Here is a 23,867-nt window from a genome sequence, read left to right as displayed (position 1 = left end):
ACGAACTACATCGCCCGCTCGCTACTCGAAGCCGGAGGCTTCAGACCCGCACTACACCCTCGTTCGTGAAGAGCCCCATTGGTGGGACATCGAATCGGTGCGGCAGGGTTGGGGCGAGCCAGCGGGGTCGGCGGACCGGTGCGGGCACCGTCAGCCGAGGGCCGCCGCTGCATGTCGGCATCCCGGGCCCATTCCCGGCGATGAGCCATCAATCTGCACGACGAGCCCCTCGGCCCACAAGGACTTCAGGACCCCCCATTCATAGGACCTGAGGTGCGCGGCGCCTACACGCCGCCGCCACCGCCGCCGCCACCGCCGCCACCGGCGGAGCCGCCGCCGGCCGAGCCTCCGGTCGAGGAGGCGGTGCTCGAGGCCGACACCGTCGACAGCGACGCGACGCTCGCAGAGAAGGCGGCGGCGTTGAACGCCCCGTGCCCGAAGTACCACCCGGGCGCCGAGTCCTCGTAGTAGAAGGCCAGCCGCTTGGCCCACTCCGTCTCCTGCCCGAAGACCACCGCGTACGGCAGCAGGCGTTCGTACAGTCGCAGCATCTGGCGCGAGTCGTCGACCGAGACGGCCCGACGCTCGGCGCCGGCGGGCGACTGCAGCATGCGGATGCGGTCGGCCTCGGCCCACTCGATGAACATCTTCACCCCGCGCAGGTGGTCGCGCGCCTCCGCGCCCTCGGGCGTCAACGGCGTGCGCGAGACCAGAGCGGCCACGACGAACACCATGATTCCGGCGGCCACGATCAGCAGGAGCGGCCCGAGCGGGTCGACGCCCGCCGACATCGCGGTGATGCCGAAGGCGAAGACCCCGACCGCGGCGGCGACCGCGACCACGATGGGCAGCGCGCGCACGTGCCCGGGCACCCGCCGGCGCAGACCGTCTCGGCGCAGCTGCGCCGCAGCGTCCTTCAGGATCCCGCTCGCGGTGCGCGAGAGCCGGGAGTCACTGCGTCCCAGGCGGTACTCCGTGCGCCCGCCGGCGAACATGCCGTCGAGAAGCTCACGCCCGTTCTCGTCGGCTCGGGAACGATCGATCAGCTGCAGATCGAACGTCGTCTTGCCCCACTTGCGGGGCCCCTCCACAACCCGGATCGAGCCCGCGATCGCCTGTTCGAGCACCTCGGCCGGGATCCCGCGGGATGACTGCCCCATCAGCACAGCCGATTCGAGGGCATCGATGCCGCGCGGCGGCGCGTACTCCGCGATCACGGTCGGACGCCCCGGCGCGTCGCCGAGTCGACGCGCACGCACCACCGCCGCGGCGATGACGGCGGCGAGCGCACCGGCGAACGACGCCAGCTGCAGCCACCAGAACGGCGAGCGCCACGGCGACGTGTCGAAGGGCGTGAAGGTGCCCTCTTCGAAGGCGACCGCCATCGTCACGGTCTCACCGGCACCCACGTCGTCGGCGCCGGCACGAACCACGGCGCCGGTGGCGCTGTCGTCGATCACGACCGTGCATTCCTGCGTCGACCCCTGCTCCCCCACGTAGCAGGCAGCATCCCCCGTCAACGCGTCCGCGAGCGCGCCCTCCAGATGCAGTCGTGCCTGCACGCTCCCGAACGGCTGCTCCCATTCGGTGCCGTTGACGTCCCAGTAGAACTCGTCGACGCCCGTGTCCTCGAAGTAGCGGGTCACATTCTGCAGCTCGTAGGTGAAGACGAAGGTCTGGGCTCCGTGCAGATACTCGTCGGCGCGCGACGTCGCGACGAGCGCATCGTCGCCCTCCTCGACCTCGAGCGGGCGGGGATCGCCGTCCTCATCGGTGACGGACTCGAACTCGGCGAACAGCGGGATGCCGAGGTAGCTCTCCGGGATGGCGCGGCGCATCCCCCGGTTCTGGTCGCTGTCGGGGAACTCGGCGACGAACGTCTCGACCACCCGCATCCGGCTGGTGCCGTCTTCGGCCCGGGTCAGCGTGTAGTCGACCTCGAGACTCTCGAACGAGAAGTCGTCCGGGTCCCCGGTCGACGCCGTCGCCGCCTGCACGGGCACGACGGCCAGTGCGGCGATAAGGACGGTCAGGGATGCCGCGGCGGCGGCGAACCTTCCCCGCCACCGCCGATGTTCGCTCTGCATCCCGCCAGCCTAGAGAGGACTCCGCGGCGTCACCGCAACCCCCGCCGCTGACACGCGTCAGGGCGTACTCTGTTGCGCATGAAGAACCGCCACCTCGCCGTCGACGCCTGGGAGAGCCTCTTCCGTGCGCAGCACGAGGTGTTCGACGAGATCAGCGACGACTTTCGCCACGGCGAGCTCGGCCAGGCCGAGTACGACGTGCTGCTCACCGTCACCCGCGCGCCCGGGATGACGGCGCGGCTGCGCGACGTGACCTCGCTCATGCTCGTCAGCCAGCCCTCGGTGTCGCGCCTCGTCGATCGCATGGTCGCCCGGGGGCTCGTCACCAAGTGCTCCGACCCGTCCGATGGGCGGGGGGCGCTCGTCACGGCCACCGAGGACGGCGCCGCGGCGTTCCGCAAGACGGCCACGCGCCACGCGCGCACGATCAGCAAGCGCATGTCGCAGCTGACCGACGACGAGCTGTGCACGCTGCGCGAGCTCACCGCCAAGCTGCGGACCTCCTGCGATTGAGACGACGGGTGCCGCGGACCCGAAGACCCGCGGCACCCATACGGTCTCGTACTGCTACTCGACCGGACGCGGCTGGGCGGCGGCGTTCTGCGACACCCTGCTCTCGGATGCCTCGCCGGCCCCGTTCTGATCAGCCCTGTTCTCGTGCGCGGTCAGCACGGGCGCATCGGCGCCGGTCTTGACCTCCACCTTGCGCGGCTTGGCCTTCTCGCTCACAGGGATTGTCACGCTCAGCACGCCGTTGCTGTATGTCGCCGAGATGCTCTCGGTGTCGATGCCCTGTCCGAGGTTGAGCTGCCGCAGGAAGCTTGCGGCCTCGCGCTCGCGGGTGATCCACTTGACTCCCTCGCCGGCGGCCAGCGTGCGCTCGGCGCGGATGGTCAGCAGCTGGCCATCGACGTCGATGTCGACCGAGCCGGGATCGATCCCCGGCAGATCGGCGGTCAGCACGTAGTGGTCGCCATCGCGGTAGAGGTCCATCGGCATGCGCCGCGGTCCGCGGCGGCTGTCGAAGAGGCTCGACGCGAGGCGGTCGATGTCACGGAACGGGTCATACGTCGCCATGATGCTCTCCTTGGTTCTTCTGAAGGTTCTCGGTACTTGAGTCACATCGACTCAAGTAGCTTCAGATTAGCACTCTCCATGGTCGAGTGCCAGCCCTGCGGGAGCAGAATTCAGGGCCGCTGGAACGACACGAGTCCGATGCGGTTGCCCTCGCTGTCGCCGATGAACGACTGCCACTCGTCGTATCCGGTCGGACCGATCGAATCGTCCTCATGACGCACCGCAACGGCCGGATGCTGCAGCACGTGCGCCTCGCCCCCCAGCCGCTCGATCGCCTCGTGCACGTTGTCGACCTCGAACGAGAACACCGCCGACGGCGCCTCGCGATCGAGCAGCAAACGCACCCCCGCCATCTCGAAGAACACGAGGTCGGGCGCGGCGAAGCGCGCGATCGGTGCGGCGTCCAGCAGGCGCGCATAGAACGCCGCCGCGCGGTCCAGATCCTCGGCCCGCTGGGCCACCTGCAGCAGTCTCATGACATCCCCCGTCGTCCCCGTCGTGCTTGAGGTGAACCTAACACCACGCGGGCTGGCCCTGGGGCGGCATCGCCTTCGGCGGGGAGCGGAACGCACGCAATACGCTCGGGGGGTGACACGCATCCACCGCGTCCTCCGACCGGCGACCGCCCGCGCACCCGCGTTCTCGCTCGCCTACGTGCGGACCGGCCCGCGGTCGCAGACGCCGATCGTGGTCATCCCGGGTGGCCCCGGACTCGCGTCCATCGAGCCGTACCGGGCACTTCGGCGCCACGCGGCGCGCGGCGGGCTCGACGTCATCATGATCGAGCATCGCGGCGTGGGCCACTCCCGCCGCGACGAGTCGGGCCGGCCGCTCCCCTTCTCGGCGATGTGGATCCGCGAGGTGATCGACGACATCGCGGCCGTGCTCGACGACCAGGGCGTCACGTCGGCCTTCATCGTCGGCTCATCGTATGGAAGCTACCTCGCGTCGTCGTTCGCCGCGCGGCATCCCGATCGCGTGGCCGGCATGATCCTCGACTCGACGCTCCAGTCCACGAGCGTCCTCACCCTCGAACGTGAGCGGATCCGAGAACTGTTCTGGGACGACGACGACATCGCCCACGCCGTGCGACGCCTGCACGCCACGGGCGGGGGCGGACCCCACCTGCTCGAAGTGATCCGCGCGGCCTTCGAGCTCGACGGCGAGCGCCTCGTCCGCCCCCTCGTGGCGGCCCGGCTCGCCGGCACACGGGGCCTCACATGGAAGGCGCTCGAGATGTACGCGGGGCGCGACGAGTCCATCGTTCGCATCCCGTATCACTACGAGTTCGCGATCGCGGGGGCGATCGGGTTCCGAGAGCTGCACTACGGTGCTCCGCCGGACGGCCATCCTCTCGATCCTGCGGGCACCTACGCCGCACTCGCGCATCGGTTTCCGCGATTCGACGGGGAGCCCTTCGATCTGCTCGAAGAATCCCGGGCGTTCACCTGGCCCGTCGTGCTGCTCGTCGGCGCGCGCGACCTGCGAACACCGCCGGATGCCGCGCGACGTGTCGCGTCCGGCCTCCCCGACGCGACGATCGTCGGCATCGACAACGGCCACAGCGCGCTCGACACGCATCCGGCGGTGCTGCTGAACGCCATGCGGCATCTCGCCGCCGGCCGTCATCACCGGCTGCCCGCGCTCGCTTCCCGGCTGGATCGCCTGCCGCGTCCCAGCCTGGCGGGGCGGTTGCCGAGCTGGCTTCGCGCCGGGGTGCGGCTCGAAGGCGCCTCGCGCCGCTGAGAGACCTCAGACCTGCTGTGCGTGCACGGCCTCGAGGGCTTCGGCGTCTGCCTCGGTCATCCCGGTGATCCGCTCACCGTTCCAGACGATGTCGTCGCTGAGCGCGGCGAGCAGTTCTTTGCGCTGCCCGTGGCTGAGCTCGGCTCCGTGGACCAGGGTGGCCGGGCTCCACATCATGGCGAGCGAGTCGTGCCACTTCCACCCCACGTCCCGCACGTGCACCAGGTCGTGCAGCGAGGTCGGCAGGTGCTTGAGGGGCTCGGCGAAGGCATCCGCGAGCACGGCCAGCGTGACCTGGCGCTCGACCCCCGGCTGCACCACGGCGACCTCGTCGGCCTCGCCCGTCAGAGCGCGAGAGAACTCCTCCGCGCCGAGCAGGATGATCCCGTTGGTCGGGCGGGGGTTGCACTCGATGGCCAAGAGCTCGCCGTCGTTGTCGACGAAGTCGAACGACAGCTGTCCGGTGAAGCCGGGGTCGAGGGTGTCGACGATGCGCTGGGTGTAGTCGAGCGTCTCGGTGCTGTCCACGGCGAGGAATGTGATGCCCGTGCTGTGCGACCACTGCTCGGGCGCGCGATAGGTGCAGTGCGCCGTCACACGGCCGTCGACGATGGTGCTGTAGGTGCACACCATCGGCCCATCGACGAACGGCTGCACGAGCCACGGCTGATCGGGAGTCGGGTGGCAGTCGCTCGCCGACATCTTGCCGGCGAGGGGGCCGGTGTTGGTGAGAAGACCCACGCCTCCGCGCGAGAACGCGGCGCGCGCGAAGTACCGGGGAAACCGCACGATGGCCTCGGCCAGAGAGGCATCGTCCGTCGCGACCACGGTCTGCGGAACGGGCACGCCCGCCTCGGTGACGAGCCGCTTGAAACTCGCCTTGTCGTGCAGTCGCGCGAGCTTGTCGAAGCGGCCGGCATAGACGCGAGCGCCATCGGGCAGGTCGCCCGCTCGGGCGGCCAGGTAGAACGCCTCCTCGAAGGTGGGCAGAATGAGGTCGATCTCGTAGCGCTCGACGATGCCGTTGACGTCGTCGATGAAGGCATCCGTCTCGAAGCGCGGGGAGGCCGTGACCGCGTGTGCCTTCAGGTACTTCGAGTGGCTGCCGACGGCCCCGCCGTACGTGTCGCTGGCCACGACCGTGTGGCCCGTGCTCCCGAGCTTTCGGATCGCGTCCAGGGCGAAGGTGTTCCTCGAACTCGTGACCAGTACGCGCATCGATTGCTCTTCCGATGAGGAGAAATAGGGTGTGCCCACCCTAGAGCAAGGCCACGGCTACGATGCAGAGACGCGAGCGTGGCGGCCCGCTGGACAGTGCCGCGCGGATGCGGGTGAGCAACGGTCAAGAGGAGATCACGGAGTGCAGGAGCTGGCCAAGTGGGTCGTCGCCCTGTCGACTCTCGTGGGCTTCGGACTGACGATGGGTCTCAATCCCGCGCTCTACGGCGCCACCGCCGACATGCTCGCCCGCAATACGCAGGTCGCCGCACGCATGGGGTGGATGGTCGCCGGCCTGGTCACGGGCGCCACGGTGCTGTTCGCGCTGCTGCAGACCTTCGACCCGACGAGCCTCGTCACCGCCGTGCGCGGCGACGTCGACAGGGCCCTGCTCAGCCGGGGCGTGGACATCGCCGCGGGATCGATCTTTCTCGTCGCGGCCGCCGTTCTCGCCGCGTGGGCGCTCCGCGTCCCGGTGCGTGCCGTGCACCCGAGACGGGAGCGCACCCCGAACGCGCGTTCAATGACGTACTTTCCGCTCGGGCTGAGCTGCGCCGTCATCGGCTTCACGACGCTGCCGATCATGTACATGACCGGTCGCGTCACGGCGGGGCTCAGCTCCGACATCGCTCTTCGCCTCGTCGCCTACACCGTCTTCCTCCTCGCGCTCGTCGGACCCTTCGTGGCCCTCGCCTGGCTCTGGTCCCGCGTCCCCACCCTTTCCGGACGGGTGACGGGCCTGTACGCAAGGTTGATGCGCACGGACTACCGCTGGGCATCGGCGGCCATCCTCGGGGCGGGCGGTCTGGTCTTCATCGGACTCGGTCTGGTCGCGCACCGGTGATCCGAGCGGGCGCCGCGGCATCCCCCGCTCACCGATCGCCACAGAATCCTGCTCCCGGATGCCGCAGGCCGCGCGTTGCGGCGACCGCTCCGGTACCGTCGGAGGATGGCCCCCAGCACCGAGAACACCCCCGTCGAGGCAGCGCCCGCGGACGCCGAACCCACCTTCAGCGAACTCGGTCTCGACGCCGCCGTCATGAAGGCCCTCAAGGACGTCGGCTACGAGACGCCATCGGCGATCCAAGCCGCGACGATCCCCCCGCTCCTCGCGGGCCGCGACGTCGTCGGTCTCGCGCAGACCGGCACCGGAAAGACCGCCGCATTCGCGCTGCCGATCCTGTCGCAGCTCGATCTGTCGCAGAAGACTCCGCAGGCGCTCGTGCTGGCGCCCACCCGCGAGCTCGCCCTGCAGGTGTGCGAGGCCTTCGAGAAGTACGGCTCGCACCTGCGCGGGGTGCACGTGCTGCCCGTCTACGGCGGTCAGGGCTACGGCCAGCAGCTCTCGGCCCTGCGGCGCGGGGTGCACATCGTCGTCGGCACGCCGGGTCGCATCATGGATCATCTCGACAAGGGCACGCTCGATCTGTCCGAGCTGCGCTTTCTCGTGCTCGATGAGGCCGACGAGATGCTCAAGATGGGCTTCGCCGAAGACGTCGAGACGATCCTCGCCGACACGCCGACGGGCAAGCAGGTGGCGCTGTTCTCGGCCACCATGCCCGCGCAGATCCGCCGCATCTCGGCCCAGTATCTGAACGATCCCGACGAGATCACCGTCAAGTCCAAGACGACGACCTCGGCCAACACCACCCAGCGCTACCTCGTGGTCTCGTACCCGCAGAAGGTCGATGCGCTCACCCGCATCCTCGAGGTCGAGAACTTCGAGGGGATGATCGTGTTCACCCGCACCAAGAACGAGACCGAGACGCTTGCCGAGAAGCTGCGCGCCCGCGGGTACACGGCCGCCGCGATCAACGGCGATGTCGCCCAGGCGCAGCGCGAGCGCACGGTCAACCAACTCAAGAGCGGCAAGCTCGACATCCTCGTCGCCACCGACGTGGCCGCCCGCGGTCTCGACGTCGAGCGCATCAGTCACGTCGTCAACTACGACCTTCCCATCGACACCGAGTCGTACGTGCACCGCATCGGCCGCACGGGACGCGCGGGTCGCACGGGCGCCGCGATCAGCTTCGTCACCCCCCGTGAGCGGCGGATGCTGACCTCGATCGAGAAGGCGACGCGTCAGCCGCTGACCGAGATGAAGCTGCCGAGTGTCGAAGACGTGAACGCCACCCGCCTGACGCGCTTCGACGACGCGATCACCGCGGCGCTGGCCGACCCGGAGCAGGTGAGCGTCTTCCGCGACATCGTCGCCCACTACGTCGAGCACCACGACGTGCCCGAGGCCGACGTCGCCGCAGCGCTCGCGGTCGTGGCGCAGGGCGACACTCCCCTGCTGCTCGATCCGGATGCCGCCCCCGAGCCGCGGTTCGAACGCGACCGGCCCGCGCGCGACGGCCGCGAGCGGCCCGAGCGCCGCCCCCGTTCCGGCGACGGCGCCAGGACCACCTACCGGATCGCGGTCGGCCGGCGGCACAAGGTCGAGCCCCGGCAGATCGTGGGTGCCCTGGCCAACGAGGGCGGGCTGCGGCGCGAAGACTTCGGCGCGATCCAGATCCGCCCGGAGTTCTCGCTCGTCGAGCTGCCGTCGGACCTGTCGCGCGACGCCCTCAAGCGCCTCGAGAACACGCGCATCGGCGGCAAGCTGATTGAGCTGCGCCCCGATCGCTTCGGCAACTCGGCCAAGCGCGAGGACCGCAAGCCGCGCCACTGAGACCGGCGACAAACACGAAAACCCGCGGATATCCGCGGGTTTTCGTGTTTGCACTGTCTCAACACAGTGTGCGCCCGAAGAGACTCGAACTCCCAACCTTCTGATCCGTAGTCAGATGCTCTATCCATTGAGCTACGGGCGCCCGGTGCGCGTTTCGGGTCGAAACCCTCGCGCACACCAGCGACCAGAATACCCCACGCCCGCGCTCACGGCGAATCGGGGGACGGCGCCGCTTGCTCGTCATCGGCATCGTCCGACGCCGAGCGCGCCTTCACCCGGCGACGCTGCTGCGAGCTGAGCGCGGCGAGGTCCACAAGGCGCAGCGACTGCATGCGGGCCTCGCGCATCTGCTCGTAGTCGGGCTCGAGGTCGGGCCGCGCGGCCTCGATGCGCAGGGTGCGGTCGATGTTCAGCGCGAGCTCATCCCACGCGGCATCCCGAGCGGCGACCACCAGACGACGCAGTTCGTCCTCGTCCGCGGCACGCAGTCGCAGCTCCTTGGCGATGCGCTTGGACTGCCGCAGCCGGCGCCGCAGGTTGCGCAGATCGCGCGTGCCGTAGTCGTGCGTGCTGTCGGGGTCGGAGAAGTGCCGCCAGGCGTCCTTGCGTTCCCGCCGCAGCCGGGCGACGACATCCTCGGCCTCCTCGGCCAAGGTGAGCAGGGCCTCGCGCGCGTCGGGGATGAAGCGCTCGAGGTCGTACCCCTCGCCGCCGGCGATCGTCTCCATCAGGATGCGGTTCTTCAGCCGCAGACGTGTCGCGGCGGCCGCGATATAGATGCCCTCCGAGACGACCTCGGCGAGCTTCGGCGGCTTCGCGCGCGACGCGGCCCCGGCCGCGGCTGCTGCCGCCTCCGGCACGTCCGGCGATGTCTTCGGGCTCACGGCACCCCCTGTATCGAGGGTACCCGCCCCGCGACTCGCGCCACATTCGCAACCGCCCCTGGAGCGCGCCATAGCCGCCTCATAGCGCCGTGCCGCTGAATGAGTCCACCAATCAGGAGGACCCATGGTTCAGATCATCGTCATCGCCCTCGACCTCGTCGCGATCTGCGTGCTCGCGTTCGCCGTCTATTTTCCCCGCAACCGCCGTCGAGATCTCGCCGTCGCCTTCGTCGGCGTCAACGTCGGCGTTCTGGCCGTGTCGCTCGTGCTGGGCACCAGCACCGTCGGCGCCGGGCTCGGGCTGGGGCTGTTCGGTGTGCTCTCGATCATCCGCCTGCGCTCACGTGAGATCGACCAGACCGAGGTGGCCTACTACTTCGCCGCCCTCGCCCTCGGTCTCATCGCGGGTCTCTCCGCCGCCGCGGCGACGACCGCCACCGACGCGACGTTCGCCGCCGTCTGGTCGGCTGCCGGGCTGATGGCCCTCGTCGTCGGCGTGCTCGCGGTCATCGACAACCGCCGGATGCTGCACCGCTACCGCGAACAGACGCTGCGGCTCGACCGCGCCTACACCGACGAGGTCGCGTTGCGCTCGCACGTCGAGGGCCTGCTCGGGGCGCGCGTGCTGGTGCTCGAGGTCACCGAACTCGACCTCGTGAACGACACCACCTCGATCTCGGTGCGGTATGCCCTGCCGAAGAAGGCCCTCCCTCCGGCGGTACACACGGGCATCGTCCCCACCCAGGACTGGGCCTCGCCGCGCCGTTCCGAGGTGCACTCGTGAACGGTCGGCTCGCGTCCTCCGTCGCCCGAGCCCTCGACCCGGTCGTCGGCCTGAACTCCGTCACACTCGAACAGCTCAACGCCGAAGCCCAGCTGCAGACCCGCGTGGACCGCAAGTACATCCTCCCGCTGCCGCAGCTCGGCGCCGTGCTGCGCACCCTGCCCGCCGGCACCCGCCTGCTCGAACACGACGATCAGTGGGCCCCGCGCTACGAATCCCACTACTTCGACACCCCGGAGCTGACCAGCTACGCGGGGGCGGCACGGGGACGGCGCCGGCGCTTCAAGGTGCGCGCTCGCCGCTACGTCGACTCCGGCGTCAGCTTTCTCGAAGTCAAGACGCGGGGTGGGCTCTCCACGACGGTGAAGGAGCGCATGCCGCTCGCGACCGACTCGCCGGGCCGCCTCGATCCCCGCGGTACGGCGTACGCAGCCGAGACGCTCGCGGCCGCCGGCATCCGGGATGCCGATGGCATCGCCTTGCGCCTGCGACAAGAGCTCATCACCGCCTACCGTCGCGTCACCCTGCTCATCCCCGGTTCCGGCGACCGGGACACCTCGCGCGGCACGATCGACGTCGATCTCGCCTGGCAGCGCCCGCACGCGAATGCCAGCCTGACCCTGCCCGCGGCGGTGATCGTCGAGACGAAGTCGGGGCGCCAGGCCGGAGCCCTCGACCGCGCGCTCTGGGCCCACGGCATCCGCCCCACCTCGCTGTCGAAGTACGGCACGGGGCTCGCCGCGCTCGACCCGAGCCTGCCGGCCAACCGGTGGCGGCGCGTGCTCGACCGTCACTTCCGCGGCGAACCGATCCGCTGAGGTCCGGCGCGGCGCGAGGACTAACGCGCCGTGCGAGGATGATTCGCGCCCACCCGTCCTCGTGTCGCGCGAGAGTCCTCGCGCGAAGCCGAGGCCGCCGGGCGCGCAGACTCGGGCGGGGGCGGCGCGGGGCGGGTCAGGGCCGGTCGTGCGTCACGCCTTGCGGAACCGCGAGACGATGTGGCATTCGAACGGGTCGCGCGCCGCGAGCCCGACCCGGTTGAGGTACGCGATGACGATGGCGTAGGAGCGCCACAGCGTGGTCTCGGTGTACGGCACCCCGAGGGTGGCGCACTGGTCGCGCACGATGTCGCGGGCGCGGGCGAGGTGCGGGCGCGGCATGTTCGGGAACAGGTGGTGCTCGACCTGGTAGTTCAGGCCGCCCATCAGCCAGGTGGCCCACCAGCCGCCCGAGACGTTGCGCGAGGTGCGCACCTGCTTGGTGAAGAAGTCGAGCTTCGCGTCGTGCGCGATGACCGGCATGCCCTTGTGGTTCGGGGCGAAGGACGCGCCCATGTACACGCCGAAGACGGCCAGCTGCACACCGAGGAACGCGAACGCCATGCCGAGCGGCAGCATCCAGAACACCGCGGTGAGCACGATGGCGAACCGCACGGTGATCATGGCCAGTTCGGTCCAGCGCCCCTTGACCTCGCCGCGCGAGAGCAGGTGCTTGATGCTGATGAAGTGCAGGTTGAGGCCCTCGAGCATGAGGAGCGGGAAGAACAGCCAGCCCTGGCGGCGGGTGATGAAGCCCAGAAAGCCGGATGCCTTCGCCGCGTCCTCTTCGAGGAACGAGATGGTGTCGACCTCGATGTCGGGGTCGCGGCCGACGCGGTTGGGGTTGGCGTGGTGGCGGGTGTGCTTGGAGTTCCACCAGGAGAAGCTCATTCCGACGATCCCGTTGCCGAGGAACCGTGCGAGGCGGTCGTTGGCGGGACCCGAGGCCAGGATCTGCTTGTGCGCGGCCTCGTGCGAGAGGAATGCGACCTGCGTGAAGATGATGCCGAGCGCGCCGGCGATGAGCAGCTGGAACCAGCTGTCGCCGAGCAGGATGAACCCCGCCACGCAGCCGGCGAACGCGAGGGCGAGCACACCGCCGACGACGGCGTAGAACCGGCGTGCACGGTTGAGCAGGCCGGTCTCGCGCACGACCTGCGAGACCTCGGTGTAGGCGCGCGTCAGATGCGGGAAGGTGTCGTTCGAGGCGTACGTCTGGCGGATCGCGCCCAGGCCGCTGACAACGGGCGCGGGAGTGGCAGTGGCGGAGATATCGCACCTACTCGATCGGCAGCCGGGTCACCGACCGCTGGTGAAGCCAAAGGCGGATGCCGATCGCTTTCGCCAGACTAGGGGGCGCGTCATGCATGCCCGCGTATATGGCATGCGATGTGCGGTGGATGCTCAGGCGGGCGTCACACAGCGTTCACGCGGGGGGCACTGCTAGTGTTGGGCACGGTGCTTCTCTGCGCCTGCGTCGTCGATACGCTCTCCGGCCCCTCGGGCCGCGGTCTTCTCGAGCGGCGAACCGATGCGCGATCCCGCGCCGTCGCCCCACCCGCACGTTCCCTTCGGTCGTGCCACACCCGAAAGCTCTTCCTCTATGTCTTCTTTCCTTGATCTCGGCGTGCCCGCACCGCTGGCCACCGTCCTCTCCACCTCGGGCAAGACCGAGGCCTTCGCCATCCAGAACGACACGCTGCCCGACTCGCTCGCCGGACGCGACGTGCTCGGCCGCGGTCGCACCGGCAGCGGCAAGACCCTCGCGTTCGCGCTGCCGATGGTCGCGCGTCTGAGCGGCGCCCACGCGGCCCGCCGCACGCCGATGAAGCCGCGCGGGCTCGTACTGGCTCCCACCCGCGAGCTCGCCACGCAGATCGCGGCGACCATCGCGCCTCTCGCGCAGGCCGTCGGGCTCAACGTCACGACGATCTTCGGCGGGGTCGGCCAGCGCCCGCAGGAGCAGGCGCTGCGCGCCGGCGTCGACATCGTCGTGGCCTGCCCCGGTCGTCTCGAGGACCTCATGAAGCAGAAGGTCATCGGCCTCGACCGCGTCGAGATCACCGTGCTCGACGAGGCCGACCACATGGCCGACCTCGGGTTCCTCCCGGGCGTCACGCGCATCCTCACCGCGACGCCCCAGGGCGGGCAGCGGATGCTGTTCAGCGCCACCCTCGACCGCGGCGTCGACACGCTCGTACGCCGCTTCCTGCGCGATGAGGTGCGTCACGAGGTCGCCGAGGCCGACGAGCCGCAGGGCGTCATGACGCACCGCGTCTTCGTCGTGGATGCCGCCGGCAAGCCGGACCTCGTGAGCCGGCTCGCCTCGGGCCACGGCCGCCGCATTCTCTTCACGCGCACCAAGCACCAGGCGAAGAAGCTCGCCAAGCAGCTGACCGCCTCCGGCATCCCCGCCGTCGACCTGCACGGCAACCTGTCGCAGGCGGCGCGCGAGCGCAACCTCGCCGCCTTCGGCGCCGAGGTCGGCAAGGGCGGCGTGCGCGTGCTCGTCGCCACCGACGTCGCCGCGCGCGGCGTGCACGTCGACGACGTCGAGCTGGTCGTCCACGTCGACCCGCCCGTCGAGCACAAGGCGTACCTGCACCGCTCCGGGCGCACCGCCCGCGCGGGCGCGGCAGGCACCGTGGTGACGGTCGCCGTCGACTCGCAGCGGCGTGACGTGACCGATCTGCTGCGCAAGGCCAAGATCTCTGCGCCGTTCGAGCCCGTGCAGGCCGGGCACCCCGCCATCGTCGAGCTCATCGGCGAAGCGGCTCCGCACGTCACGCCCGCGCCCGTGGTGGCTCAGCCGGCCGCACGCGGTCGCGGTGGATCGCGCGGCAACCACGGCGGCGGGCGCGGGGCGGCACACGCCTCGGGTGCGACCCGTTCGGCATCCGGCGCCTCGCGCTCGGAGCCGAGCCGTCCCGGCGCGCCGCGGGGCGAGGGGTCCGGCAACGGCCGCCGCCGCGGTTCACGCGGGGGCCGCAGCCGCTCGAACACCGGGCGCTCGTAGGAGCGCTTCTCGGCAGGCCGTTTTCTATCAGACGGCTATGTGCGACACAACCCCCAGCCCGATATTCGCAACCTCGCTTAGCGTCGTCTGCGACACGGTTACACACGGAGACCCACTGCGGCAGTTCGGGTGGCAGCGGAACTCTCCGTTTGACTGACCGGTACGCGGAATGCGCTGGGGGGCGACGTTCCCCATACCGGCGAGGGGCCCTTCACGGGCCCCTCGGTCCCGTGTCCCATCGGTGAGGACCTGTCAAGGGCCTGACCGGTGCGGCCCCGGTGTCCTACCGTCGGGAGTCCGCCGACGAAAGGACGACCGATGCTCCGCGCACTCGCACTGAACTGCACCCTCACGCCGTCGCCCGGCGAATCCAGCACGGGCCTGCTCGCCCACCAGGTGCTCGAGCAGCTGGCCGAGCACGGCGTCGAGACGGAGCAGCTGCGCGTCGTCGACTACGACATCGCCCCCGGTGTCGAGAAGCACATGGGCCCCGGGGACCAGTGGCCGACGATCCGGGAACGCGTGCTCGCCGCCGACATCCTGGTGCTCGCGACGCCCACGTGGATGGGTCAGCACTCGAGCATCGCGCAGCGAGTGCTCGAACGCCTCGACGCGGAGCTCGCCGAGACCGACGATGCCGGCCGCCCGATCCTCAGCGGGAAGGTCGCGATCACCGCGGTCGTGGGAAACGAGGACGGCGCGCATCACATCACCGCCGTCCTCTACCAGGCCCTCGCGGACGCCGGGTTCAGCATCCCCTCGCAGGGGGGCACGTACTGGAACGGCCAGGCGATGCACACCACCGACTACAAAGATCTGGACGAGACGCCGTCGCCGACCGCCAGCGCCACTGCGGGCGCCGCGCGCAACGCCGCCCACCTGGCCGCCGTGCTGCAGGAGCGTCCCTACCCCGTCGGGTGACTGCGGCCACGCCCACCCGCACCGATCGGGGAGGATGGGCGTGTGTCTCATCAATCGGCCGCCGTGGGCGGGCAGCTCTCACACCCGGTCGGGGGATCCGATCCGCGCACGAGCGCCGTCCTGCGCATCCTGCGCGACCGTGGGCCGCGGTCGAGGACGCAGCTGGCCGAACTCACGGGCGTCGCGCCCACGACCGTCACCAAGCTCGTGACGCCCCTGCTCGAGCGTGGGTGGGTGCGCGAGGCCCGTCGCCCGCCGGAGGCGACGAGCGGTGCCGGGCGACCCGCCATCTCGCTGTCGCTCGTCCCCGAGAAGATCATCGTCGGCGGCATCCACCTCGGCGCCGGCCTGCTCAAGGTGGGACTCGTCGACGGGCGCGGAGTGGTGCTCGCGACGGCCACCCGGGCGATCGTGGTCGGGACCCGTGCGATCGAGGTGCTCGGCCAGGCGGCCGAGCTGCTCCAGGCGGTGAGCGACGATCACGGCGGCGCCCAGCCGATCGCCGTGGGTGTGGCGGCCCCCGGCGTCGTTGATGCCGCGCACCGGCGCAACCTGCTCTCGATCAACCTCGGCTGGCACGACGTACCCATCGCAGACCGCCTTGAGCAGGAGCTCGGCATTCCCGTCGTGATCGATCACAACGTGCGTGCCATGGCGCTGGCCGAGGCGCGCTACACCCCGCTCGGCGCCGACAGCCTGGCCTATGTCTACGTGCGCACGGGCGTCGGGCTCGGGCTGATACTGCGCGGAGAACCGCTCTTCGGCGGGTCGCACGCGGTCACCGAGCTGGGGCACCTGCGCGTGCGTGAGCCGGGCGAGCCCTGCGCCTGCGGCGGCCGGGGGTGCCTTGAGACGGTGCTCTCGGCTCCGCGGATTGCTACGGCGCTGCGCGCGGTCGGGATCGAGCCGCCGGAGGGCGTCGACGCGCCGCTGGCCCTCGCGCTCGAGCACGCCGCCCCGCACCCGGGCGGCACCGCCCTGCGCGACGACACCATCGACACCCTCGCGGGGGCACTTGCGGTGGTGGTGAACCTGCTGAGCCCCACCGACATCGTGCTCGGCGGCGCCCTGCGCGACGCCCCCGACCGCATGCTCGCCGACCTGACGAGCCGCACCCGCTCCCGGGTCTTCCCCCTGGTGCGCGACGCGGTGCGCATCCGCCGCACGCAGCTGCCGGATGCCGGTGTCAGCGGTGGGGGTGCGCTCGCTCTCGAGTACGCGGTGTACGCGGCTGCGGCCGGTCGCTGAGCGGACGTCGCGTCACGGCATGAACGGCACGACGATGGTCAGCAGGTAGCCTGCGCCGGCGAGGGCGACCAGCAGCGCGGCGATCGCGAGCAGGGCGACGGCGCGCGCCTGCGGCGGCAGCGTGCCCCCGGCCACGAGCGCCCGGTGCGTGCGCCGATAGCGGGCCGCGGCCGAGACGTAGGCCGCGGCCGCGGCGACTGTGCCGCCGACGCCGACCGCGACGGCGAGGGGACCGAAGTCGTACAGCGTGAAGCGCAGCCCGACGAGGCTCCCGAGGGCGAGGGCCAGAGCGGTGCGCCGCCACGCGAGCAGCGTACGCTCGGGCTGCAGCCCGGCGTCGAACGGGGGCTCGTGCGTCACAAGAACGAGCCGATGACCACGAGCACGACGGCCACGACGAGACCCACGGCGATCACCGCACCGATGGCCGGTCCGGGCAGCGAGCGCCCGGCGCGCATCGCAGCCTCGGTGCGCACCCAGCCGACCCACGACTGCACCGCGGCGAGAAGCCCGAGCGCGACGAACACGGCGGCGGCCGCGACGCGGAAGCGCGGGTCGATCGGCACGTCGAGGGCTTCGAGCGCGACCCCGGCCGCGACCAGGGCGAGCGACGTGCGGATCCAGGCGAGGAAGGTGCGCTCGTTGGCCAGGCTGAAACGCGGATCGGGATCCGCACCCTGCCGGAACACGCGCTTCGGGAACCGCTTGTCCACCCGCCGCACCTCCTCGTCGTCCGCTCTCGCGATGGTGAATTTCTCCACGCCGTGGAGCAATGTCAGAATCGACAGTACCCGCGCGGCATCCGCGCACCCAGTCTCCTCCCCGAACGGTTTCCCGTGAGCAGCGATGCCTCGTCTTCCCCGGCACCCGAGCGACGCGGCGGCCGGTGGCACCACGTCCTGTCGATGAGCAAGGTGGGCGTGATCGGCTTCGGCGGCGGCAGCGCCCTGATCCCGGTGGTGGAGAAGGAGCTGGTACACCCGACGCGGCTGCGCGAGGGCGAGTTCGTGCAGGACACCGTCATCGCGAACATCACGCCGGGAGCGCTGCCGGTGAAGATCGCCGCGTTGGCCGGTACGCAGCTGAGCGGCAAGACGGCGGCCGTGGGTGGGGCGCTCGCAGTCGCGGTTCCCGGCACCGCGGCCACCGTCGCCCTGCTGGCGATGTTCTCGGTGCTCGGGGCGGGTGCGATCTCGGTGATCGAGTACGCGGCTCTCGGCATCTCAGCGTTCATCCTGTACCTGCTCGCGCACTACGTCATGAAGGTGCTGGCTCCGGGCGGCCGGCTGCAGCTGCTTCCGCTTGCCATCGCGATCCTCGCGTTCCTGCTCACGGGCGCGGGCAAGACCCTCGCCCTCGGCCACGACCTCGCCGACCTCGAACCGGCCTGGATGCTGCCCGAGCTGTCGGCGCTCGGTCTCGTGCTCGTCGCCCTGTCGGGCATCGCGATCGTGAGCCTGTGGCAGCTGCTGCGCGGCCCGCGTCGCGCGGCAGCCACCGACCCGTCGCACGCACCGGCCGGTGCGCGCCGCGCTCTCACGGGCGTACTCGTGTTCCTGCTCGTCTGCGTCGCCGGGTTCGGCGTGGCCCTGGCCATGTCGCCCGACGGCGACACCGCATCGCTGCTCGGGCTGATCCTCGTCTCGACCGTGTCGTCCTTCGGCGGCGGCGAGGCCTACGTCGGGGTCGCCGACGGGTTCTTCGTCGTGCCCGGCCTGGTCGACTCGGCGACGTTCTACGGGCAGATCGTTCCTGTCGCGAACGCCCTGCCGGGTCCCATCCTGGTCAAGATCGCCGCGGGTGTCGCCTACGCCGTCGGCGCCGAGACCGGGTCGGTGATCGTGGGCGTCGCTCTCGCCGCCGGGGCGTTCCTCATCGCCGTCGGCGTGTGCTCGGCGCTCGCCCTGATGCTGCTCGCGGGTTACGACCGCGCCCGCGACTCGGTCTTCGTGCACAACATCTCGACCTACATCCTCCCGGTCATCTGCGGTCTGCTGGCCTCGACATCCGTATCGCTGCTGCACGCCAGCGGGCGCATCGCCGAGGGGGCCGGGATGCCGCCGGCGGTCGCGATCGCGGGATCGATCGTGCTCGCCGCGAGCGTGCCGTTCATCCATCGCGTGGCGAAGGTGCCCGACATCCTGCTGATCGTGGCCTTCGGCGCGCTGTCGCTGGGCGTGCTCAGCATCCTCTGACCGCCGGCGCCCGGCCCACGGCGGATACGGTGGAGGCATGGCCGAGCAAGACCAGCCCACCGCGTGCGACGCGGAATCCTGCGCGTGCGGGGCGCCGGGACGCAGCGCATTCGTCGACCTCACTCCCCCGCCCGGCGCCGCCGTGTCCGAGGTGACCGCGACGGGCCGGCATGGCATCCCCCAGGCCTCCGTACCGGCGGGAACGTTCGTGATGGGCGATTCCTCCGGCGACCGCAACCCGGGCGACGGCGAGGTGCCCCTGCACGAGGTGACGCTCGACGCGTTCGAGATCGATGCGACGAGCGTGACCAACGATGCGTTCGCGCGATTCGTCGCCGACACCGGCTACCGCACCGAGGCCGAGACGTTCGGCTTCTCCGCGGTGTTCCATCTGGCCGTCGCGGCGCCGCGCGAAGACATCATGGGCGCCGCCGCCGGCACCCCGTGGTGGTTCGGCGTCACGGGCTCGGACTGGGCGCACCCCGGCGGTCGCGATTCGTCGATCGAGGGGCTGGGAGACCATCCGGCCGTGCACATCAGCTGGAACGACGCCGTCGCCTACGCCGAGTGGGCCGGAAGACGGCTGCCGACCGAGGCCGAATGGGAGTACGCCGCCCGCGGCGGCATCGGGAGCGCGAAGTACCCCTGGGGAGACGCCGAGCCGCACGAGGACGGCTGGCGCGCGAACATCTGGCAGGGCGAGTTCCCGCGCCACAACACCCGTGAGGACGGGTGGCTGACCACGGCGCCCGTGCGTACCTTCGAGCCCAACGGTTACGGCCTGTGGCAGCCGGTCGGAAACGTCTGGGAGTGGTGCGCCGACTGGTTCGACCCCGGCTACTACGGCCGCTCTCCCGCCCGCAACCCGGGCGGCCCCGAACGCGGTTCCGCCCGCGTGCTGCGCGGTGGCAGCTACCTCTGCCACATCTCGTACTGCAACCGGTATCGCAACGCGGCCCGCTCGTCGAACACCCCCGACTCGTCGATGGGCAACGCGGGATTCCGCACCGTCGCGCCCGCGCGACCCGTCAGCTGAGCTGCCGCAGCACCCGCACCATCGTCGCCTGATCCTCACGGCTGATCCCGCGCAGCACGACGGCCTCGACGCGCGCGAGTTCGGTCATCGCGGCATCCACTCGCGCGGCGCCGTCGTCGGTCAGCCGCACGAGCACGCCCCGCCCGTCGAGCGGATTGGGGCGCCGGGCCACGAGCTCGCGCCGGCTGAGCTTGTCGAGTCGCGTCGTCATCGCCGCGCTGCCGATCATGGTGGCGTCGATCAGCTGCGCGGGACTCAGCTCGTGGGGGGCGTCGGCACGGCGCAGCGACGCCAGCACGTCGAACTCCCACACCGTCAGCCCGGCCGATGCGAAAGCTTTCGCGCGAAGTCGGGTGAGCCGCAGCGACACTCGGCGCAACCGCGACATGACATCGAGCGGGGTGAGGTCGACGTCGGGCAGCAGTCGCGACCACGCGTCGATGATCAGATCCACCTCGTCGTCGGGCGGATGCTGCGTCGGTGCCATGGATCCGACACTAATAGGTCGCACGCGGCCCGGCGGGGATCCACGGCGAGCGGCCGCCTCACAGCAGCAGGTACACCGCGCCGACAACCGTCAGCACGATCACGACCCGTTCGAACACGGCCTGGGGGATGCGCGACGCGATGGCGCGCCCGGCGAAAGCGCCGATGAGCACGGCGGGGACCAGCGTGAGATCGAGCAGGAGCGTCTGCGGGGTGAGCAGTCCCAGCGAGATCGCGAACGGCACTTTGGCGAGGTTGACGAGCGCGAAGAACCACGCGGCGGTGCCGAGGAAGGCCATCACACGGAAGCCCGACGCGAGAAAGTACATCGACATCACGGGACCGCCGGCATTGGCGACCATGGTCGTGAAGCCGCCGACGGTGCCGTAACCCACGGCAGCCGGCCAGCGCGGCCGCACCGGTGTCGGGCCTGGAACGGGCGCCTTCGCGGCACGGCGACGCCAGAGGGTCACCGCGATGACGAGCAGCAGGATGACCCCGATCGTGCGCCGAACCCAGGCGTCGTCGGCGACCGCGAGAAAGAGCGCGCCGAGCAGGAGTCCCACGACGACTGCGGGCGCCAGTCGCACCAGGGCGCGCCAGTCGGCGTGCCGGCGATAGGCCCACAGCGCGAACAGGTCGCCGACGATCAGCAGCAGCAGCAAGGCCGCGGTCGACTCCCGGGCGGGCAGCACACCCGCGAAGATGGCGACGGCGATGGTGTTCGCGCCCGGCAGCGCCGCCTTGGACAGGCCGACGATGATGGCGGCCACGGCCAGCAGCGCCCAGCCGGCCGTCGTCACCTCCACCGGGTCAGCCCTCGAGCAGCGCGGCGGATCCGAGCAGCTTCTGGGGCACGATGCGGATGACCACGCGCTGCGGGTTGGGACGCGGGGTGCGGTAGCGCTGCGCATACAGGGCGACCGCGTGCGCCACGGCATCCGGGTCTCGTTCGATGCCGGCCCGCCCGCTGAGGCTCAGCCACCGCGCGCCCGCGACCTGCGTCACGCTCGCGCGAGGGTCGCGCTCGACGTTGCGCACCTTCTGGCTGCCGTCGTTCGTGATGATGCGCACGACCTCGCCGTCGAAGGTGAAGCCGACGGCGACGGCGTGGATGAGGCCGGTGGGGCCGAGGGTCGAGAGGGTGGCGAGGTGGTATTCGTCGGCGAACGCGCGTCCGTCGTCATTGAGCTTCTTCATGATCGTCCCTCAGGCTATCCGCTGACCCCCGTGGTCCCGACCAGCGGTCACGACGCGAGAGGATAGGGGGGTGACCGAGGGCTATATCGTCGCGACAGACGGCGCGTGCAAAGGCAACCCCGGCCCCGCCGGGTGGGCGTGGGTCGCCGAGGACGGCCACTGGGCCGCCGGGTCCATCATCGAGGGCACGAACAACATCGGCGAGCTGCTCGGGCTGCTGAACGCCCTGCGCGATCACGCCGGCGTCGCCGACCTCGTGATCCAGGCGGACTCGCGGTACGTCATCGACACCTACACAAAGTGGATGCCGGCGCACGCCCGCCGCGGCTGGAAGACCGCCGCGGGGGCCCCGGTGAAGAACCGCGAGATCCTCGAACAGCTGATCGTCGCCCGCGACGCCCGGCGGGCCGCGGGCCTGCCCGACGCCGAGCTGCAGCACGTGCGCGGGCACTCGGGCCACGTGCTGAACGAGTGGGCGGACGAGCGAGCCGTGCGCGCCGCGGCGCACGCGGCCGAGGGGCGCGAGAGCGCATGGTCGTCGCACGGCGGCCAGGAGCAGATCGACGTCACGGCGGCGCCGCCGCGCACCCGCCGCTGACGTTTCCCGCCGCTGACGCACCCCGCCGCTGACGGGCCGAGGCGGCAGCGGACTCAGACCGAGGTCGAACAGATGCTCACGGATGCCGGAGCCTCGTACGAGGCGGCCGTCTTCGACGCCACTCGGTCGAGCAGGAGTCGCCGCCGGGGTTCTCTCGGGCGAGAGACAACGCCTTCTTCCTGACCTTCGTTCGGATGCCCCTCTGCCACTAGTCGAGCAATTGCTCCAGCACAAGGCGCTCGCGGAGAAGGAGCGGATGCGGTTGGCTCGATGCCGCGACGTTCTCAGGCACGACAAACGAGGGAGGACCCACAGATGCCCAAGGCAGGAGACGAGGCAGGCTTCGGCTGGACGCCCGAGGCGCCGGCGCAACCCACGGTGCCCGGAACGGCGGCGTTCGGGGGTGCGGCGCACACGGCGCCCGCAGCGGATGACGACGAGGTCTCGGCCGAAGAGGTGACGGATGACCGGCGCGACGAGGCCGTCGAGCAGGACCGAGACCGCGCCGAAGACGCGTCCGACGACTGAGGCGCGCACTGCGGCCAAGGTGCTTCGACCGGCGCGGCACTACGCCACGCCGAAGTTCGCGTCCACCCCTTTGCCTGCGGGGTCTCTTCGGGTCATGGTGGGGAGCATGCATGTGACGGAGGACGTGGGTACGTGGGTGGCTCGGCAGCGGTGGTACGCGGGCAAGAGTCACGAGCCGAGGTTCCGGATGCTCGAGGCGCAGCCCGCCCGCGCCGCCACGCGCTACCTACTCATGGACGACGCGGGGTCGCTTCCGGCGCTCTACAACGTGCCCCTCTCGCTCGTCACGACGCCCGCCGACGCGGATGAGGTCGTCGCGCACGACGGCGCCGGCTATCTCGTCGACGCCACCCGACACGCGGACTTCGCGGTGGGGATGCTGGCCGAGATGGGAATCGACGTCAGCCGGGTGACGGGCTCCCGCGTGCTGACGGGTGAGCAGTCCAACACCTCGATCGTGTTCGACGAGGACGGGCGGCCGACGATCATTCTCAAGATCTTCCGCACTCTTCACCATGGGGAGAACCCCGATGTCACCGTGCAACGTGCACTGAGCGAGGCGGGCTCGCCCTTCGTCCCGCGATTCCTGGGGAGCATCGAGGCCGAGTGGCCGGATGTCGGGCGCACATCGGGTCGCGCTCACGGGACTCTCGCCTTCGCGCAGGAGTTCCTTCCCGGTGTGCGCGACGGGTGGGCGATCGCCCTCGAGGCGGCCCGCGACGGCCGCGACTTCACCGAGGCCGCGCGCGACCTCGGCACCGCCGTCGCGCGGGTGCACGCGGCGCTCGGCGAGACGCTGGAGACCGCCGATGCCGGCCCGGACGACGTGACGGCGACGGCTGTCACCTGGCGGCGGCGCCTTGCGATCGCCACCGCCGAGGTGCCGGCCGTCGCCGAACGCCTCCCGGCCGTCAATGACCTGTATGACGCCGCACTCGAGCGACCGTGGCCACGCATGCAGCGCATCCACGGCGATCTGCATCTCGGTCAGGTTCTCGCCGTGCCGCACGGCGGGTGGCGCATCGTCGACTTCGAGGGCGAGCCCCTGCGTCCGATGGAGGAGCGGGCGATCCCCGACCTGCCTCCCCGCGACGTCGCCGGGATGCTGCGCTCGTTCGACTACGCGGCGGCTGTCGGCGGCGCGCCCGCCGGGTGGGCGGCCGCGTGTCACGCGGGCTTCCTGGCCGCCTACAGCGGCACGGCGGGCTCGACCGAACTCGACCCCGTGCTGCTGCGAGCGCTCGTGCTCGACAAGGCGGTCTACGAGACGATCTACGAGGCCCGCAACCGCCCGGACTGGCTCGCGGTGCCACTCGCGGGCATCGACTCCGCGCTCACCTGAGCGGATCAG

Annotated in this window: 25 protein-coding genes and 1 tRNA gene; 14 read left to right on the top strand and 12 right to left on the bottom strand. The window is 70.8% G+C overall.

Annotation, left to right across the window (positions count from 1 at the left end; all coding sequences use genetic code 11):
- Positions 1-284 precede the first annotated feature (284 nt).
- Positions 285-2,087, bottom strand: a complete 1,803-nt coding sequence (locus M4I32_RS06990; protein WP_319033757.1) for a DUF2207 family protein — start codon at positions 2,085-2,087, stop codon at positions 285-287.
- Positions 2,088-2,165: 78 nt separating this feature from the next.
- Here M4I32_RS06990 and M4I32_RS06985 point away from each other — a divergent pair, with 78 nt between their 5' ends.
- A complete protein-coding gene (locus tag M4I32_RS06985) occupies positions 2,166-2,600 on the top strand; it encodes a MarR family winged helix-turn-helix transcriptional regulator (RefSeq protein WP_319033756.1) in 435 nt (144 codons plus the stop codon).
- A gap of 54 nt (positions 2,601-2,654) precedes the next feature.
- Here the strand turns inward: M4I32_RS06985 and M4I32_RS06980 are convergent, their stop codons facing one another.
- Positions 2,655-3,164 (bottom strand): Hsp20/alpha crystallin family protein, encoded by a 510-nt coding sequence (locus M4I32_RS06980; protein WP_319033755.1) that lies wholly within the window; start codon positions 3,162-3,164, stop codon positions 2,655-2,657.
- A 110-nt stretch (positions 3,165-3,274) separates the two neighbouring features.
- A complete protein-coding gene (locus M4I32_RS06975; protein WP_319033754.1) occupies positions 3,275-3,640 on the bottom strand; it encodes a methylmalonyl-CoA epimerase in 366 nt (121 codons plus the stop codon).
- A gap of 112 nt (positions 3,641-3,752) precedes the next feature.
- Between M4I32_RS06975 and M4I32_RS06970 the strand changes: the two genes are divergently transcribed.
- Entirely contained in the window at positions 3,753-4,910 is a 1,158-nt protein-coding gene (locus tag M4I32_RS06970; RefSeq protein WP_319033753.1) for an alpha/beta fold hydrolase, read from the top strand.
- Between the two features lie 6 nt (positions 4,911-4,916).
- Here the strand turns inward: M4I32_RS06970 and M4I32_RS06965 are convergent, their stop codons facing one another.
- The gene (locus M4I32_RS06965) at positions 4,917-6,128 is read right to left on the bottom strand and encodes a carbamoyl-phosphate synthase large subunit (protein ID WP_319033752.1); all 1,212 of its coding nucleotides are present in this window, start codon (positions 6,126-6,128) and stop codon (positions 4,917-4,919) included.
- A 142-nt stretch (positions 6,129-6,270) separates the two neighbouring features.
- On the opposite strand from M4I32_RS06965, the gene M4I32_RS06960 reads away from it, so the two are divergent.
- Together M4I32_RS06960 and M4I32_RS06955 are read left to right on the top strand one after the other, a co-directional pair.
- On the top strand, positions 6,271-6,972 hold the full coding sequence (locus M4I32_RS06960) for a hypothetical protein (protein ID WP_319033751.1): 702 nt from the start codon (positions 6,271-6,273) through the stop codon (positions 6,970-6,972).
- A 105-nt stretch (positions 6,973-7,077) separates the two neighbouring features.
- On the top strand, positions 7,078-8,802 hold the full coding sequence (locus M4I32_RS06955) for a DEAD/DEAH box helicase (RefSeq protein WP_319033750.1): 1,725 nt from the start codon (positions 7,078-7,080) through the stop codon (positions 8,800-8,802).
- Between the two features lie 69 nt (positions 8,803-8,871).
- Here the strand turns inward: M4I32_RS06955 and M4I32_RS06950 are convergent.
- Both M4I32_RS06950 and M4I32_RS06945 read right to left on the bottom strand, forming a co-directional pair.
- A tRNA-Arg gene (locus M4I32_RS06950) sits at positions 8,872-8,944 on the bottom strand.
- A gap of 64 nt (positions 8,945-9,008) precedes the next feature.
- Positions 9,009-9,686: an asparagine synthase gene (locus M4I32_RS06945; RefSeq protein ID WP_319033749.1), complete on the bottom strand. Its 678-nt coding sequence runs from the start codon at positions 9,684-9,686 to the stop codon at positions 9,009-9,011.
- Positions 9,687-9,810: 124 nt separating this feature from the next.
- Between M4I32_RS06945 and M4I32_RS06940 the strand changes: the two genes are divergently transcribed.
- A complete protein-coding gene (locus tag M4I32_RS06940; RefSeq protein WP_319033748.1) occupies positions 9,811-10,470 on the top strand; it encodes a DUF4956 domain-containing protein in 660 nt (219 codons plus the stop codon).
- Complete coding sequence (locus M4I32_RS06935) at positions 10,467-11,288, top strand: VTC domain-containing protein (protein WP_319033747.1); 822 nt, start codon at positions 10,467-10,469, stop codon at positions 11,286-11,288. The genes M4I32_RS06940 and M4I32_RS06935 overlap by 4 nt, the downstream gene beginning before the upstream one ends.
- A 153-nt stretch (positions 11,289-11,441) precedes the next feature.
- On the opposite strand, the gene M4I32_RS06930 is transcribed toward M4I32_RS06935, so the two are convergent.
- Positions 11,442-12,560: an acyl-CoA desaturase gene (locus M4I32_RS06930; RefSeq protein ID WP_319033763.1), complete on the bottom strand. Its 1,119-nt coding sequence runs from the start codon at positions 12,558-12,560 to the stop codon at positions 11,442-11,444.
- Between the two features lie 331 nt (positions 12,561-12,891).
- Here M4I32_RS06930 and M4I32_RS06925 point away from each other — a divergent pair, with 331 nt between their 5' ends.
- From M4I32_RS06925 to M4I32_RS06915, 3 genes are all read left to right on the top strand, one after another.
- Positions 12,892-14,304 carry a DEAD/DEAH box helicase gene (locus M4I32_RS06925; protein ID WP_319033746.1) on the top strand — a complete coding sequence of 471 codons (1,413 nt, stop codon included), beginning with the start codon at positions 12,892-12,894 and terminating at the stop codon, positions 14,302-14,304.
- A 318-nt stretch (positions 14,305-14,622) separates the two neighbouring features.
- Positions 14,623-15,225: a flavodoxin family protein gene (locus tag M4I32_RS06920; RefSeq protein WP_319033745.1), complete on the top strand. Its 603-nt coding sequence runs from the start codon at positions 14,623-14,625 to the stop codon at positions 15,223-15,225.
- A gap of 42 nt (positions 15,226-15,267) precedes the next feature.
- A complete protein-coding gene (locus M4I32_RS06915; RefSeq protein WP_319033744.1) occupies positions 15,268-16,473 on the top strand; it encodes an ROK family transcriptional regulator in 1,206 nt (401 codons plus the stop codon).
- Positions 16,474-16,485: 12 nt separating this feature from the next.
- Here M4I32_RS06915 and M4I32_RS06910 read toward each other — a convergent pair whose 3' ends face one another.
- The gene (locus M4I32_RS06910) at positions 16,486-16,833 is read right to left on the bottom strand and encodes a DUF202 domain-containing protein (RefSeq protein WP_319033743.1); all 348 of its coding nucleotides are present in this window, start codon (positions 16,831-16,833) and stop codon (positions 16,486-16,488) included.
- Positions 16,830-17,234, bottom strand: a complete 405-nt coding sequence (locus M4I32_RS06905; RefSeq protein ID WP_319033742.1) for a YidH family protein — start codon at positions 17,232-17,234, stop codon at positions 16,830-16,832. Before M4I32_RS06905 ends, M4I32_RS06910 begins: the two co-directional genes overlap by 4 nt.
- 75 nt (positions 17,235-17,309) lie before the next feature.
- On the opposite strand from M4I32_RS06905, the gene M4I32_RS06900 reads away from it, so the two are divergent.
- On the top strand, positions 17,310-18,668 hold the full coding sequence (locus M4I32_RS06900; protein ID WP_319033741.1) for a chromate transporter: 1,359 nt from the start codon (positions 17,310-17,312) through the stop codon (positions 18,666-18,668).
- Between the two features lie 37 nt (positions 18,669-18,705).
- Complete coding sequence (locus M4I32_RS06895; RefSeq protein ID WP_319033740.1) at positions 18,706-19,704, top strand: formylglycine-generating enzyme family protein; 999 nt, start codon at positions 18,706-18,708, stop codon at positions 19,702-19,704.
- On the opposite strand, the gene M4I32_RS06890 is transcribed toward M4I32_RS06895, so the two are convergent.
- Genes M4I32_RS06890 through M4I32_RS06880 form a run of 3 tightly spaced genes read right to left on the bottom strand, consistent with a single transcriptional unit; the run spans position 19,697 to position 21,390 of the window.
- Positions 19,697-20,191 (bottom strand): MarR family winged helix-turn-helix transcriptional regulator, encoded by a 495-nt coding sequence (locus M4I32_RS06890; protein WP_319033739.1) that lies wholly within the window; start codon positions 20,189-20,191, stop codon positions 19,697-19,699. The genes M4I32_RS06895 and M4I32_RS06890 overlap by 8 nt on opposite strands.
- Before the next feature lie 58 nt (positions 20,192-20,249).
- Positions 20,250-20,999, bottom strand: coding sequence for a sulfite exporter TauE/SafE family protein (locus tag M4I32_RS06885; protein WP_319033738.1), 750 nt, complete (start codon positions 20,997-20,999; stop codon positions 20,250-20,252).
- A 4-nt stretch (positions 21,000-21,003) separates the two neighbouring features.
- A complete protein-coding gene (locus M4I32_RS06880) occupies positions 21,004-21,390 on the bottom strand; it encodes a PPOX class F420-dependent oxidoreductase (RefSeq protein ID WP_319033737.1) in 387 nt (128 codons plus the stop codon).
- Positions 21,391-21,460: 70 nt separating this feature from the next.
- Here M4I32_RS06880 and M4I32_RS06875 point away from each other — a divergent pair, with 70 nt between their 5' ends.
- The 3 genes from M4I32_RS06875 to M4I32_RS06865 all read left to right on the top strand — a co-directional run bounded on the left by M4I32_RS06875 (position 21,461) and on the right by M4I32_RS06865 (position 23,858).
- Entirely contained in the window at positions 21,461-21,988 is a 528-nt protein-coding gene (locus M4I32_RS06875) for a ribonuclease H (RefSeq protein WP_319033736.1), read from the top strand.
- A gap of 315 nt (positions 21,989-22,303) precedes the next feature.
- Complete coding sequence (locus M4I32_RS06870) at positions 22,304-22,516, top strand: hypothetical protein (protein WP_319033735.1); 213 nt, start codon at positions 22,304-22,306, stop codon at positions 22,514-22,516.
- A 106-nt stretch (positions 22,517-22,622) separates the two neighbouring features.
- On the top strand, positions 22,623-23,858 hold the full coding sequence (locus M4I32_RS06865) for a phosphotransferase (RefSeq protein WP_319033734.1): 1,236 nt from the start codon (positions 22,623-22,625) through the stop codon (positions 23,856-23,858).
- The last annotated feature ends 9 nt before the right edge of the window (positions 23,859-23,867 follow it).

Source organism: Microbacterium sp. LRZ72 (assembly GCF_033792225.1).
Classification (GTDB): domain Bacteria; phylum Actinomycetota; class Actinomycetes; order Actinomycetales; family Microbacteriaceae; genus Microbacterium.
Note: the sequence above shows the minus strand (reverse complement) of the source record. Positions and strands in the feature narration are given on the sequence as shown.